General features: G+C 39.1%; 13 protein-coding genes. 6 read left to right on the top strand and 7 right to left on the bottom strand.

Features of this window, described 5'->3' with window-relative positions:
- Positions 1 to 28: 28 nt before the first annotated feature.
- Both O3605_RS03305 and O3605_RS03300 read right to left on the bottom strand, forming a co-directional pair.
- On the bottom strand, positions 29 to 3250 hold the full coding sequence (locus tag O3605_RS03305; protein ID WP_371585256.1) for an LPXTG-anchored zinc carboxypeptidase: 3222 nt from the start codon (positions 3248 to 3250) through the stop codon (positions 29 to 31).
- A gap of 116 nt (positions 3251 to 3366) precedes the next feature.
- On the bottom strand, positions 3367 to 4329 hold the full coding sequence (locus O3605_RS03300; RefSeq protein WP_049487803.1) for an aromatic acid exporter family protein: 963 nt from the start codon (positions 4327 to 4329) through the stop codon (positions 3367 to 3369).
- Between the two features lie 96 nt (positions 4330 to 4425).
- On the opposite strand from O3605_RS03300, the gene rlmB reads away from it, so the two are divergent.
- The 5 genes from rlmB (at position 4426) to rpsI (ending at position 7558) form a co-directional block, all read left to right on the top strand.
- Positions 4426 to 5154: a 23S rRNA (guanosine(2251)-2'-O)-methyltransferase RlmB gene (rlmB, locus tag O3605_RS03295; protein WP_003010074.1), complete on the top strand. Its 729-nt coding sequence runs from the start codon at positions 4426 to 4428 to the stop codon at positions 5152 to 5154.
- An 18-nt stretch (positions 5155 to 5172) separates the two neighbouring features.
- The gene (locus tag O3605_RS03290) at positions 5173 to 5685 is read left to right on the top strand and encodes an NYN domain-containing protein (RefSeq protein WP_070505380.1); all 513 of its coding nucleotides are present in this window, start codon (positions 5173 to 5175) and stop codon (positions 5683 to 5685) included.
- Positions 5685 to 6548 (top strand): DegV family protein, encoded by an 864-nt coding sequence (locus O3605_RS03285; RefSeq protein WP_070505382.1) that lies wholly within the window; start codon positions 5685 to 5687, stop codon positions 6546 to 6548. Before O3605_RS03290 ends, O3605_RS03285 begins: the two co-directional genes overlap by 1 nt.
- Before the next feature lie 152 nt (positions 6549 to 6700).
- Positions 6701 to 7147: a 50S ribosomal protein L13 gene (gene rplM / locus O3605_RS03280; protein WP_371585255.1), complete on the top strand. Its 447-nt coding sequence runs from the start codon at positions 6701 to 6703 to the stop codon at positions 7145 to 7147.
- A gap of 18 nt (positions 7148 to 7165) precedes the next feature.
- Positions 7166 to 7558 (top strand): 30S ribosomal protein S9, encoded by a 393-nt coding sequence (gene rpsI, locus O3605_RS03275; protein ID WP_002893764.1) that lies wholly within the window; start codon positions 7166 to 7168, stop codon positions 7556 to 7558.
- Positions 7559 to 7670: 112 nt separating this feature from the next.
- On the opposite strand, the gene O3605_RS03270 is transcribed toward rpsI, so the two are convergent.
- The 4 genes from O3605_RS03270 to O3605_RS03255 form a co-directional block, all read right to left on the bottom strand.
- A complete protein-coding gene (locus O3605_RS03270; protein ID WP_371475423.1) occupies positions 7671 to 8888 on the bottom strand; it encodes a site-specific integrase in 1218 nt (405 codons plus the stop codon).
- A 70-nt stretch (positions 8889 to 8958) separates the two neighbouring features.
- Positions 8959 to 9219: a helix-turn-helix transcriptional regulator gene (locus tag O3605_RS03265; RefSeq protein WP_003013637.1), complete on the bottom strand. Its 261-nt coding sequence runs from the start codon at positions 9217 to 9219 to the stop codon at positions 8959 to 8961.
- A 233-nt stretch (positions 9220 to 9452) separates the two neighbouring features.
- A complete protein-coding gene (locus tag O3605_RS03260; RefSeq protein WP_371585254.1) occupies positions 9453 to 10799 on the bottom strand; it encodes a hypothetical protein in 1347 nt (448 codons plus the stop codon).
- Between the two features lie 141 nt (positions 10800 to 10940).
- Positions 10941 to 11906, bottom strand: coding sequence for a site-specific integrase (locus tag O3605_RS03255; protein WP_371475421.1), 966 nt, complete (start codon positions 11904 to 11906; stop codon positions 10941 to 10943).
- Between the two features lie 788 nt (positions 11907 to 12694).
- Between O3605_RS03255 and O3605_RS03250 the strand changes: the two genes are divergently transcribed.
- The gene (locus tag O3605_RS03250; RefSeq protein WP_371475419.1) at positions 12695 to 13114 is read left to right on the top strand and encodes a hypothetical protein; all 420 of its coding nucleotides are present in this window, start codon (positions 12695 to 12697) and stop codon (positions 13112 to 13114) included.
- Positions 13115 to 13183: 69 nt separating this feature from the next.
- On the opposite strand, the gene relB is transcribed toward O3605_RS03250, so the two are convergent.
- The gene (gene relB / locus O3605_RS03245) at positions 13184 to 13510 is read right to left on the bottom strand and encodes a type II toxin-antitoxin system RelB family anti-toxin (RefSeq protein WP_003010093.1); all 327 of its coding nucleotides are present in this window, start codon (positions 13508 to 13510) and stop codon (positions 13184 to 13186) included.
- Positions 13511 to 13600 lie beyond the last annotated feature (90 nt).

Raw genomic sequence — 13600 nt, 5'->3', positions numbered from 1 at the left:
TCATGTCATCCAAGTCTAAACCTGGAACTTACTCAACTTCTTTCTTTTTCAAGAGGAGGAAGCCTCCGCTAACGGCTAGCAAGAAGCCTGAAAGAATGAAGTGCGCAGTTGTGTCTTCTCCAGTTTTTGGCAATTGTGCCTTGGCTGGACTTTCTTGGAAGCTTTGTCCTACTTGGTAAGTCAAGGCTTGCACACTTTCTTCATTTTTAGTTGTCATTTCTTTTTGTGGAAGGAGGACTTTAGGAGTATCCTTCTTGGCTAAGATTGGCTGTGGATTGGTTGTTTGGTTATGAATTGGAACCACCACTTGATCTGGTTCTTTAGCTGGAACGTAATCCATCAAGCTTGCTAACTTGCTGCCAAAGATCGCATTGGTTACCCAGCGGAAGAAGTGGACAGGGTGTTGACGGTTGGTTGGATTTCCTGCATAGACAAAGAGAGGTTGTCCCATCAGTTCTCCAGAGATGGCCATGACTTTGTTGGCTAGCACATCATTATGTGGCCACCAACCTGCAATATAATAATCACTCGGAGCGATGCTCATCAAGGTCTTGAAATGCTCTGGAACCTTTTCAATCCAGTTTCCTGAGTTGGAGTAGAAGAGGGTATTCTTCTTGTATCCGCTGGTCAATGGATCCTGGTCATCAATGATCGCTTTCATCAAGCCTTCGTAGTCACTACCGCCTTTTAATTTTTCAGCGTCAAATCCTGTAAGAACTCCCAATTTTTCCAATTTTTGCATGGCTTCCCCACCAATGACAAGGGTTGGTTTCTTGCCAAAAATGGAAGCATCAAAGCGGTTGCTTTCCAAAATAACAACATCCGCTTCTTCTGGCGTATTGACGATTTGGAAGCCTAATTTTTCAAGGACCAGACTAGTATGAGCAGGCGCATCTACTCCAGCCCAATTATAGTGGTAGTTCGGAGAGTAGACCTTCATCGGTTTCAAGGTTGGTCCGCTTGGCACCTTGTAGAGGGCATCCCCATAAATGGCATAGTTTGGCAGGAGAGAAGCAAAGGTATCGCGGTCAACGATGTAGCCATCGTCTGTTAGGTAGACGGATTTTCCTTGCGCGATGGCCTGGTTAACAGCTTTAACGGCACTGGCTGAGGTATTTGCGATCACATAGTAAGGAGCTTTTGGATCGATCTCAGAGGTACGAGTCGCGCGGGTGGTAGTAACTTCTCCTAATTTTCCATTGAAAAGACCGTCCGCAAAGACAGGTTCGGACTTGAACCCTCTCATATCTGGGAAGTTGACTAGCAACTCTGCGTACATAGCAGCCCAGGCAGATTCGTTGGAGCCCTTGTAGAGAATGTGGTTGGCATAGCCACGTTTGGCTTGGGCCATGTCAATGACTAAGTCCCCCTTTTTATAGTTGCCAATATCTTCTTTGAGTTCCTTGACGAGGACACCATTGCGTTTGAAGTAGTCGATCATATTGAAGGCTTCTTGGGCATCGTTGTCTTTGTCGAGGCTCATTGGGATGACGTAGTAGTCTGGGAAGAATTTCGGACGACCATTTTTCACACGTCCAACGATTTCTCCATTTGGGCCGACCAGTTCATTTTCAGCTTTTGGATCTTCGGTTTTATTGAGACCGCGCAGGTAGAAGTTGAGACGCATCTCAAGGAGACGGTCCGGATCTTGGTTGAGGAAGTCAATCCCTCCTAGAACAGCATTGCGACCTGCTTTGTAGGATTCTTCATTTCCTTCTGGAATTTCAATGGTATGGCCTAAGATACCATGGTAGACAGCATATACCCCTGTATAGCCAGAGAAGGAGTCATCCCAGCCATCGCCCCAATCCAGTTTTGGAATGATGTAACTATTGTATTTAGAATTGGCAACTCCTGCCCGTCCCATATGATGGGCATTTTCTAGCATCAGGTCTGACAGAAGATCGTATTCGAAGTTCGGATCATGTGGTGGCGTTGCAGGTTCGATTAAGAATTCTTTGACAAAACCGTGTAAGTCGTAGAGAGCGATCGGATTCCATTTGTTGATCATTTGGATAACCGTGCGAACTTCAGGGTTGGTTTGGTAGCTGGCATCCCGGTTTGGATCGAGCCCGTTTGCTAGGGCCCGCAGGTTGAGAGCATCCCCATCTGGGTTTTCCGTGAAGTCAAATAAGAAGATGAATTTATTGAGCAAGGTTGGAATATCTAGCGTTACAGTTTTAGCATTTCCAGCTTCATCTGTAGTGTTAAAGGTCACTTTTTCCTTGGTAGCAAAGGTATGAAAGAGGCCAGTGATGATATCAATTCCAGGCTGTTCATCCGCGTGGGTGTTGTGGACTAAGACAGGTAATTTGTAATCCAAGGTCTTGTCTTTTAGTGCGGCCAGCATTTCGCTTGGCTTAGTCAAGGCTGTAGGATTGGTGCTAGAGAGGTAGTGATCGATGCTGGCTTGGTCCTTGCTCACGATCCCCATCTTCATATCCCGGCCTTGGGCACTCTTGCCAAGGGTTTCCAGCTGCACTAAACGATCGGGTTTCGCTTCTTCCTTGGATTTTTCGATAGCAGCTAGCATTTCTTCATGCGTATGGTAGTCTTGGTAAGGTCGAAAAACAAGGGTTTTATTGATGGTCACACCCAAGTCTGCATTGGTTCCGACTAGTTCATGGTTGCCGATGTAGTTGCGATAAGTCCGGCGAATATTATTTGGGCTACGAAGACTGAGATCTTCACCAAAGAGATCCTGCACGTCAATGTGGAGATCCAGATCATTGCCGTTTGCGGTCTCTGTGATAGTGAGGAATGGATCCTTGCTCAGTGCTCCTGTCTCCATATCCCAGGTTTTCCACTCAGAGAGAGGTTTATTGTCTAAGGTCCAGCTGATCTTGCCAGCAGCTTGAGCTTTTTCTTGGACTTTGTCATCAATCGTACTCTTTTCAGAGAGATAAATGGTGCTATCCGCCAATCGAGTCGCTTGGTCAGCGGTTGTTGTAGCACGGGTAGTGCTTGGACTAGCGGTTGGAGCAACTTCTGTAGTAGAAGTCCCATCAGAAGTCGCTGCTGTTTCTGCAGGACTAGCAGGAGTTACTTCTGTGGCTGTAGCGGGACTAGTCGTCTCGGCTGTCACAGGTTGCTCAGTAGCAGGTGTCGCTTCAAGGACCGTGCTTGGTTCCGTTTGAGGAGTTTCTAAGCTATCGGCTGAAGCTTGGCCATGACCGATAACGGAAAGCAAGACAGCCGCTGAGAGACTGAGTGTCGTAGTGTACAAATGTTTCTTATATGAAGACTTCATATAGAAGACCCTCCTTAAAAAAAGTTATTTTCCAGTTCTAGTATACCATTTTAGGAAAGCGTTTACAACGATTACCCTAATAAAGAAGCCTTTGCATCTTGCAAGGGCTTCTCTGTCTATTCTGTTTCCTTATGAAATTGTTGGTAAAAATCAACCTTGATTTGGATAAAAGTTTCTAAGTCTCTTAAGAGTTGGAGCAAGGTGGCGCGTGTTTCGAATTCTTCACGGGTCTTGGGAAGAGGGCGTTCGCGGAAGATCGCCAAATAATGACTAATATCATCTAGAAGATCTTGGGCAGGATTTTCCTGGCTTAACTGTTGAGCCGTCTTCTTAAATAGTTGTGCCAGGATTATGCTTTCACTCGCCGCTAACTGACAGCGATTGACGTTTTCTGCCATATCTCGCAGAATATCGTTTTGCCGCTTGCGCATTTCGAAGTAGTGAATATGGTAGTTGGTTTGGTGAAAGAGGTGGTTGGAATGGTCCAGATAAACTAGCTTCAAAGCATCCTTTAGGATACCATCCAACTCCTTAATCAAGCGAGCATCATTGCGACCATCCCCTTTACCAAGTAATTCCGCAAAACGACCAAGGATCTTCTTTAGTTGGTCTTCAACAACATCATGGTAATGATCGATCGCTCCCTGATTAGAAGGCATATAGAGATTGGCCAGCAAGGCAAAGCTGGTCCCAATTAAAAAGAGAGCAAGTTCATTGAGCAAGAGCCCCCAGGAGGTAGACTGCTCAATCAAGAGGTGGGTAACCAACACCGTACTAGGGGTGATACCGATCTGCCAACCCAATAGAAAGGCACCAGGAACATAGAGAGCGATAAAAACTCCCAGTGCCCAAAGGTTAAATCCTAAAAAGGAAAAGGCGAGACTTCCGATAGCAAGGGCTAGCAAGGTTGACATAAAGCGCTGGTAGGCCTGCTTGATGGTACTGCGACGCGTATCAGAGATACTCAAGATGGCAATGACGCCAGCTGAGATGGCATAGGTCAAGCCCAGAGCATAAGCAAGGGTAGCTGCTAAACAGGTGGCCAAGGTGAGCTTGATGGTTCGTTGAAAAAGAGGCATGGCTTCCTTTCTAGTTATGTTTGTTCATTGAGATAGATTTGATTTCATTATATCATGAATTGGCCTCTTCCTCCTTTCTTGTGGTATACTAGTTCTATGGAAAATAACGATATCGTATACGGTGTCCACGCAGTCACCGAGGCTTTACAAGCCAACACAGGCAATAAATTATATATTCAAGAAGATCTCCGAGGGAAAAATGTCGACAAGATCAAGGCCTTAGCAGCTGAGAAAAAAGTGTCGATTTCTTGGACGCCAAAGAAAACCCTGCAGGAAATGACAGAAGGAGCTGTTCACCAAGGCTTTGTTCTTCGAGTGGCAGCCTTTGCTTACACCGACTTGGCAGCGATTCTGAAACAGACAGCCCAAGAAGAGAACCCGCTTTTATTGATTCTCGATGGCTTAACAGATCCGCACAATCTTGGATCTATCTTGCGGACAGCTGATGCGACCAATGTCTCAGGAGTCATCATTCCTAAGCACCGAGCGGTTGGGGTGACCCCAGTGGTGTCAAAAACTTCTACCGGAGCAGTGGAACACATTCCCATTGCGCGTGTGACCAATCTTAGCCAAACCTTAGACAAGCTAAAGGAAGAGGGCTTCTGGATCTTTGGAACCGACATGAACGGCACGCCATCGCACCAGTGGAATACGGCTGGCAAGTTAGCCTTGATCATTGGCAATGAAGGAAAAGGGATCTCAGCCAACATCAAAAAGCAAGTCGATGAGATGATCACCATTCCCATGAATGGTCATGTGCAAAGCCTCAATGCCAGCGTGGCAGCAGCTATTCTTATGTATGAGGTCTTTCGCAACCGACTATAATCCTAGAAAGGCAATGATATGAAACGAAAAATCTTATTGGTTGACGGCTATAATATGATTGCCTTTTGGCAGGAGACTCGCCAGCTCTTTCAAAAAAGTGAGCTCGATGCAGCTCGCAATATCCTCCTGCAAAAACTGAGTCACTATGCTAGCTTTGAAGGAATCGAAGTCATCTGTGTCTTTGATGCCCAGTATATGCCAGGAGTGCGGCAGACCTATGAGGAGTTCAATGTTCAGGTGGTCTTTACCGGTGAGGATGAGACGGCAGATGACTATATCGAGCGCTTGGCTGCAGAGCTTAACACGCCCCTCCACCAAGTATCGGTCGCAACCAGTGACTTAAATGAGCAATGGACCGTCTTTGCTCAAGGAGCTCTTCGGGTATCTGCCAGAGAGTTAGAAAAACGGGTCGCAGTCGTCAAAGGAAACCTTAATCAGGCGCAGCTAGTGGTCAACGATCAAAAACCACCTATGCGACCGCTCGATCACGAAGTATTGCGACAATTACAAGAAATGATGGGAGACAAGTAATGACATTTGCTATTTTAACCGATTCGACCGCAGATTTAGATCAGAACTGGGCCAAGGAACATCAGGTGACCATTCTTGGCTTAACCATTGAGTTAGATGGGACGGTTTACCAGACAGTTGGCCAAGGTCAATTGACCAGCCCAGAGCTTTTAGAAGCTATGAAAAATGGGGCCAAACCGACAACCAGTCAGGTCAATGTGGGCCAATTTCAGGAAACCTTTGAACAATTTGCCAAAGAAGGGAAAGCCGTGCTCTATGTGGCCTTTTCATCAGTCTTATCTGGGACCTACCAGAGTGCAGTCATGGCACGAGACCTGGTTTTAGAAGACTACCCGGAAGCAGTGATCGAGATTGTCGATCCGAAGGCTGCTGGGATTGGAGAGGGATATCTGGTCATGCGGGCAGTAGCTGCGCGTGATGCGGGCCGTTCATTAGCAGAAGCCAAAGAAGAAATCATGGACCTAGCGCCAAAACTGCGGACTTATTTCCTCGTCGATGATCTCTACCACCTCATGCGTGGAGGGCGTCTCTCAAAAAGTGCCGCGATCATGGGAAGTTTGGCCAGCATCAAACCCATTCTCTGGATTGATGCGGAAGGGAAATTAGTGCCCATCAGCAAGGTTCGGGGACGCAAAAAAGCTGTCCGAGAATTACTAGAGCTGATCAAAGCAGATATCGGTGAAAGCACAGCCTTGGTTTCTTATACCAATGATCTAGAAGGAGCAGAAGCACTGAAGAAAGAAATGCTTGCGCTTGAAGGGATCGATGAAGTCCTCGTGATGCCCCTTGGACCAGTCATTTCAGCCCACGTCGGCCCAAATTCCTTGATCGGATTTGTCATTGGAAAAGAAAATCGCAAATAATTTTCCAAATCGGTTGACTTTTATCTTAGAATTTTGATACAATAGTAGGCGGTATTGTTTACCCCATTTGTAAGGCCCCGGAACCTTTCAAATAACTTGCGGACCGGAACATCCGCCCTGTAAACAAAAACGACATTCATATAGGAGAAATCATGAACAAAACTACATTCATGGCTAAACCAGGCCAAGTAGAACGCAAATGGTACGTTGTTGACGCAACTGATGTACCTCTTGGACGCCTTTCAGCAGTTGTTGCTAGCGTGCTTCGCGGAAAAAACAAACCAACATTCACACCTCACACTGATACAGGTGACTTCGTAATCGTTATCAATGCTGAAAAAGTTAAATTGACTGGTAAAAAAGCAACTGATAAGATCTACTACACTCACTCAAACCACCCAGGTGGATTGAAATCAATCTCTGCTGGTGAACTTCGTTCTAAAAATGCAGTTCGTTTAATCGAGAAATCAGTTAAAGGTATGCTTCCACACAATACTCTTGGCCACGCTCAAGGTATGAAATTGAAAGTATTCGTTGGAGCTGAGCACACTCACGCTGCACAACAACCAGAAGTTCTTGATATTTCAGGACTTATCTAAGGAAAGGAACAATAAAGTATGTCACAAGCACAATATGCAGGTACTGGACGTCGTAAAAACGCTGTTGCACGCGTTCGCCTTGTTCCAGGAACTGGTAAAATCACTGTTAACAAAAAAGATGTTGAAGAGTACATCCCACACGCTGACCTTCGTCTTGTAATCAACCAACCATTCGCAGTTACTTCAACTGCAGGTTCATACGACGTTTTCGTTAACGTTGTAGGTGGTGGTTACGCTGGTCAAGCAGGAGCTATCCGTCACGGTATCGCTCGTGCCCTTCTTCAAGTAGACCCAGACTTCCGCGATTCATTGAAACGCGCAGGACTTCTTACACGTGACTCACGTAAAGTTGAACGTAAGAAACCAGGTCTTAAGAAAGCTCGTAAAGCTTCACAATTCTCAAAACGTTAATCAATACGATTATATCAACGTTTCGGAACACTTCAAGGTTCACACCATGGAGTGTTTTTTTGATGATTTTTAGCAGAATTCACACCACTTTTCACACCAAATTCACACCATATTATTTATTTAGGGAGCGATAAGCAATTTCACCAACAGCCATCGGAATGACGTTCGATGTGTTGACGTAAGTTTTAGTTGTGATTGTGTCACTATGAGTCAGCGCTTCGGAAATAGCTTCCATAGAGGTTCCAGCCTGTTTAGCGAGTGTAGCTCCTGTATGTCGTAATTTATGAGGGGTTGCATGTGCGAGTTCTGGATGACGACGCTTAACAGATTTCATCTTGTTGTTAAGATAATCAGCATGGAGACAACTGTTTACATTTCCCTTTGTATCAATATACGTAAAAACATACTGTTCAGGAGTTTGCATGATGTTAAATGAAGCCAGTTCAGATTTTTGTTGCTTCTTCCAAGAATTTAACAAGTCGGTAAGTTCTTGTGGAATCGAAAAAATCGTCTTTTTATTCCCTTTAGTTGACTTTTGATTTTTATATCGATCTAAGGCTTGAACCAATTGAATTTGTTGATTTTTGAAATCAATATGTTTCCATTGCAAAGCGTAGCTCTCTGACTTTCTATCTCCTAAAAAGAAGGTAGTATAGAACAAAACATAGTCTTTGAATAGAATTTTTTCAGTCTCCAAATCCTTTTCAAAAGCTGTAAACCATGCTTGAAGTTCTTCTTGAGATAGATATAAATCTTCATCTTTTTTAGATTCCTGTAGCTTGATTTTCTTAGTTGCTTTGATACGGCTTATAGTTTTTGATAGGCGATTAGTTTCGATATACTCTAATTCTTCTGCCCAGTCAAAGATAGAGTTAACGTAGCTCCTGATAACTTTGAAATTTGCATATTCTTCAGCCTTTTGAGTCAATAAATTTAGTACAACTTGCTTATTTTGATTAAGAAAGTCTATTGAATAATTCCCAAGTAAGGGTAAGATGTGTTTTCTAAAAGCAATTTCTGTTCCAACTATAGTTGCTTGAGAAGGTGGTTTAGCAGTAGAAGTAGTCTGACCTGCTTTGTAGGATTCCCACCAAATGTTTTGATAGAAATCTGAAAAAAGGATAGAACCACTATTTTCTAATGAGACTGAATCTCCACTATGAATTTTATCAATCTTATTTTGAAGTTCTAGTTCGTATTTTTTAGCATCGCTCCTTTGTTTGAATCGTTTTTCTATCACTTTTTTATCAATTCCAAGAGAAGATTTGACTTCTTCAGGAATGTAGATACGTAAGCGATAAGTTCCATTTTTAGTTTTTGAAATTGACATAGTATTCTCCTTTTTGAAATGAGCTAGAAAAATACCGTGGCTTTATTATAAACAAACCACGGTAAAATTGCTACTGATTTTGTAACCAGCGATTGATTTCTGTTTTATCAAATCGAACGGTTTTTCCAACTCGAATAACGGGTAATCCCTTTTTTATCCAAGAATCCAGTGTATTGTTTGAAATTCCTAGATAGTCACAGGTTTGTTTCTTATTTAAAAAAGGGCTGTCAAAATGACTATTGTGCAATTTGTTTTTAATTTCTTGTTCAATTAGATTGCCTATCAACCGTTTAATTTGATGAATTTGTTCATCGGGTAGGATAACTTGCATATTGCTCACCTTTCTTGAGTAATCTTTAATATTGTGAGATAATAGCAACAACAGAAATAGTTGTGCTATTTTTGTTGATTTTTGGGGTTATCAATGTTGGTTTGGACGCTAGAATTGATAACCTTTTTATTTTCCGCTGATTCATTTTTTTCCTCCTTATGTACACCACCTTTGTGTACATATTTTTAAATGCTTGCTGAAATGCAGGCGTTTTTGGGATTATCTACTCTATTTTAATTATCTAAAATAGCGATAAATTTTTTCTTTGAAAATCTCTCTTTAAGTTTACAATCAACTTGATATTCAATATTTCTTTTCATTTTTTTAATTGTTTTTTCAAAAGTTTTAAGTTTTTCTTTCTTAGAAAAGTTCTTAAATCTTATTTTATGGAAAATAACTGACGTAGAATTGGTATGAAAACCTAGACCAGTATTACGAGCGTCTTCTAAGCTTATAAACATTAAATTAATAATATCTAGAACTTGCCACGAAACCATTGGGGGTGATTGACAGTTTTCTTTTTGAAATGTTTTTAATAACGTTGTTTTTGTTCTAGCTTTATTTTTAATAAAAGTTGGATTCATGAAAGTTATAATTTCTTCATCGATCATCAGTGGTTTTAATTCCTCACTACTATAATTTTCTAACTCGAGAATAAATTGAGGAATATATCTTTGAGAACTATAGTTTGAAAAAGTGTCGTGCAGTTTTTTTTCACATTCTTTTATTGAACTTTTAATAGCTTTGATATATTGCAAAGAAGCCAACATTAAGTGATTCTCTAAATATTCTATTATTTTTTGATCTGTTAGATCATTGATTGTATTTTGACCCAATTCCTGTTTGATCTTTTGATTTTTTAGTGTTAATTCAAATCTTTGAACATCGACGTTCTCTAAACTAGAATTTTTTCTTCTGATCTGACGATTAACCTTAGCTTTTTCAATTTTGTTGTAAAGTACATATGATGCGTCTTTTCTACTTTTGCAAGTGAGAATTGAGTACTCACTATTATTTTTTTTATTCTTATGCTGAATAAAATTCGGGCTCCTTCCTAAAGATAGACATTCTATTAAAAATCGTCTTACCTGTAAATGTGGCTTCTTCTCAAATGAAACAGTAAATGCTAGTTCGATTAATTTGAAGATAGCATCTTTGTACGTAATACTAATTCCATATTCATTTTTAATCAATAGGATTGCATTTGCTAACCTTTGCTTTATTCCGTGAATACCGACTGTTCCGAAATTTAATGTCGGATTAATTAATTCTATCCTAACATATTCTTTCTTATATCCCGATTCATCAAAAGAAATAGTAAGTTTACCAAATTTTTCAGATTTAATTTCTATTTGAAGAAGTTTGTGGTTAGAGTTGTAGAATACTTTTGTATCTTTTTTACTATTAATAGTAGTAAAGTTGAGAATGTCAATGTTGAAATCAATGAGAGATAATTCACATTTGTCGATTCCCCAAAAGTTAGATTTTTTTGAAAAACACTTTTTAATTTCTTTCTCATTTTCCAACATTTTTGCCTCTTTTTCTAGTTTTTGTATGGATGAACTTTTATTGTGAATCATATTTTTAAATTTCCTTTCTTTTTTTCATAAAATATCACTAATAAATTTGGATAATAATAGTATGCCGCAAAAACGTTCCAAAACTGTTTTTTTCCGTTTTTTTTTCTTCATTTTTCATTTTTTAGTCGAAAATGAGATACTTTAAAGAATATAGTTAGTCACTGTGACGGATAGACGCCAGTGGGAAAGATGGAAGACCGAGACAGCCATCAAGGCTAAACGATTATATTTTGTAGGCAGTGCTGAATTTAAGGCTTTTTTATAGTTTGATCCACGAATTTTATAAGGTTCATCTCTTAGTTCATTAATGAAGTTTTTCTTTTGTTTCTCAAATTTCTTTAATGATTTATCCCTTAAATTTTGGTGGCCAACCTCCCAACGTTCTATTAAAAAATTTTTTAAATTCAGCTTGAATTTAGGATTGTCTTGGAGTTTCTTCAAGTAGAAGTAATAACACTCTTTTGCATGTTGAGCTCGCATCCCATGTAGATTGATTAGATTATTCATTTCTACATCGGTAAAGATATAATCATCCTCTTTTTTATTTTTAAAGGTATCGAGGACGACTGGAACATCTTGAGGAAGAATAAGTTGAGGTTGAAATTTTCCTCCCTTTCCCCGCTGAACTAAAACATAGTAATTTCCATTATTATCTTTTCGAATATCTTTTCCTTTTAATTTTTTTAATTCGGATCTACGAATCCCAACTGCCCGCTGAAAATTAACCAGCCGAGAGAAGCGAGAGTCTGTTTCTTGATGTTTACCTTGTGAGTTTTTTGATTTTACACGACCTCGGATAATTTTGTCGCTGGAACGCTTGTCTTTTCTAACTCTATTCATGTTGATATCAACTGCTTTACAAACAGGTGCTAAATAAGTGTGAATGGTAGCAACAGAGTATTGTTTTGGATCATCATTTAGATCTAGTTGGTATAGTTGAATTACTTCTTCAGTAATATCTGATTTTTTCTTAATATTGTGTTCTTTAGCCCACTTTGTGAAGCGAGTAATTGCTCTTTTATAGCTTGTCCTCGTTCGATTGTTTGTGATATTTTTTGAAGCTGCAATAAATAAATCATGCTTGAGGGAATTTCTTTTTCTTGGCATTATACATTCCTTTCTAAAATAAATACATATTATTGTTAAACTGCCTCCCACCCTTTTTTAATAAGCTGGGTATGCTTTTGATACTTCCCATCGAGGCTAACTCTTAAAGTTTAATGTTTGCGATAGATTTTCAGTACTCACCGTAATCTATGTTTGGAAGGATCATAAAGATGTCATTGCTTGTTCGAGCTTATAAAACTTTTCTATTTTACTTTTTTTATTACATTATTTTTTTACTTTACTAAACTAGTTATTTTTTTAGTTTTTACTTTTATTTTCACCTCTTTTATTATACCTTAAACACGTTTTTCTTTACTTTTTATCTACTAAATGGTTATTCTTTACTTCATGTTATTCAGTAGAGAATAACCATTTAGATTTTCTTTCTTTTTTTCTTAGTTTTTTCCTTTGCAATGACTAGCATATGAGAAATAAGTACGTTAACCGTGTCCGGTAATAAACTTTCTCACCATATGGCTAATGGTAATCGCTCTACTTTCTCAATTAAATTTATAATAATAGTATGCCATATTTTGATAAAAATAAAGATAGAAGAAAAAACATCGTTATTTTAGAAACGGAAATGTTGTTTTTATTTTTACAGAAAAATGGCATAATAATAGTGAAGATAAAAAAAGGCAGTGGTGAACTGTCTTTTTTTATTCCTAAAAAAAGGAGGTAGTAGATGCTCAAGCCAAATCATTTAATAATAATATTAAAGAGAGTAAGGCCACCGTAAAGCTAAGGATGAAAAAATCTTTTAAAAAAAATAATAGGAGGTAAATAAAATGAAAACCTATAAAAAGTATGTAGTTTTTTCAAGTCAACAATATATTTCAGAATTAATTAATCATAATGAAGAAGTTAATATTAGAATGTTTTATTCAACATTTGATGAGGATCAGTATATTTCAATCTTGAATGATCAAGATCAAGAAGTATCATTCAATTTTGTAAATGATAGTATTGAAATTGAATTGATTGATCCATTGTGTGAGAAAATTTTGATTACATTTGATACTGTAGAACAGACAGCCAAAGTTCATCAAGTAATTAAATTTCTCTTAGATTTGTTTTTTAAATTCAATTGGCATGAATCAGTTGCGGCGTTATCAGTTGCAGATTTCTGGGAATTGATCAAGAATTACGAGAAAGATAACCTCGATATGACATTTGGTTACCCAAAAATCGCAGGCTCAAATAGCTAATAGCCATATTTTTAGGCACGAAAAAAGTGGGAAAGGAATTGTTTTTATACTTATCCTTTTCCACTCTTTTTATTTTGTCTCGTTAATAATAGTGTTAATAGCTGAAATGACTTTATTTTGTTTGTACTCTGGTAAAGATTTGATAGTGTCGATAAGCTGTGCTAAGTCAGTACTTTCTTCTTTAAGTGTTAAATCAAAAAAAGTTTGTAGATCAACATTTAACGCTTCTATAATTTTCTCAAGCGTACTAATTTTTATATTGGGCTCTAAATTTTCTAACTTATACGCGTAATTGGTACCAAGATCTGCTTTTTCTTCTAATTGTTCCTGAGTCATTCCTGACTGGGTTCGCAGAATCCGTATTCTTTTGCTTATATACTTTTGTAATTTTGACATTTGTAACCTCGTAAGACTATTTTACAGTCTTAGAAGGTTAGATTCTAGTTCTTAAAAGGTTGGATACAACTTTACAAAGTTGCTAAAATA

Origin of the sequence: Streptococcus sp. 27098_8_99, from assembly GCF_041431935.1 — a bacterium.
GTDB classification, from domain to species: Bacteria; Bacillota; Bacilli; order Lactobacillales; family Streptococcaceae; genus Streptococcus; species Streptococcus parasanguinis_D.
This window is presented reverse-complemented; position numbering and strand designations above follow the sequence as displayed.

Coding starts and splice junctions, on each gene's coding strand:
- O3605_RS03305 (WP_371585256.1), bottom strand. CDS start 3,250: ATGAAGTCTTCATATAAGAAACATTTGTACACTACGACACTCAGTCTC.
- O3605_RS03300 (WP_049487803.1), bottom strand. CDS start 4,329: ATGCCTCTTTTTCAACGAACCATCAAGCTCACCTTGGCCACCTGTTTA.
- rlmB (WP_003010074.1), top strand. CDS start 4,426: ATGGAAAATAACGATATCGTATACGGTGTCCACGCAGTCACCGAGGCT.
- O3605_RS03290 (WP_070505380.1), top strand. CDS start 5,173: ATGAAACGAAAAATCTTATTGGTTGACGGCTATAATATGATTGCCTTT.
- O3605_RS03285 (WP_070505382.1), top strand. CDS start 5,685: ATGACATTTGCTATTTTAACCGATTCGACCGCAGATTTAGATCAGAAC.
- rplM (WP_371585255.1), top strand. CDS start 6,701: ATGAACAAAACTACATTCATGGCTAAACCAGGCCAAGTAGAACGCAAA.
- rpsI (WP_002893764.1), top strand. CDS start 7,166: ATGTCACAAGCACAATATGCAGGTACTGGACGTCGTAAAAACGCTGTT.
- O3605_RS03270 (WP_371475423.1), bottom strand. CDS start 8,888: ATGTCAATTTCAAAAACTAAAAATGGAACTTATCGCTTACGTATCTAC.
- O3605_RS03265 (WP_003013637.1), bottom strand. CDS start 9,219: ATGCAAGTTATCCTACCCGATGAACAAATTCATCAAATTAAACGGTTG.
- O3605_RS03260 (WP_371585254.1), bottom strand. CDS start 10,799: ATGATTCACAATAAAAGTTCATCCATACAAAAACTAGAAAAAGAGGCA.
- O3605_RS03255 (WP_371475421.1), bottom strand. CDS start 11,906: ATGCCAAGAAAAAGAAATTCCCTCAAGCATGATTTATTTATTGCAGCT.
- O3605_RS03250 (WP_371475419.1), top strand. CDS start 12,695: ATGAAAACCTATAAAAAGTATGTAGTTTTTTCAAGTCAACAATATATT.
- relB (WP_003010093.1), bottom strand. CDS start 13,510: ATGTCAAAATTACAAAAGTATATAAGCAAAAGAATACGGATTCTGCGA.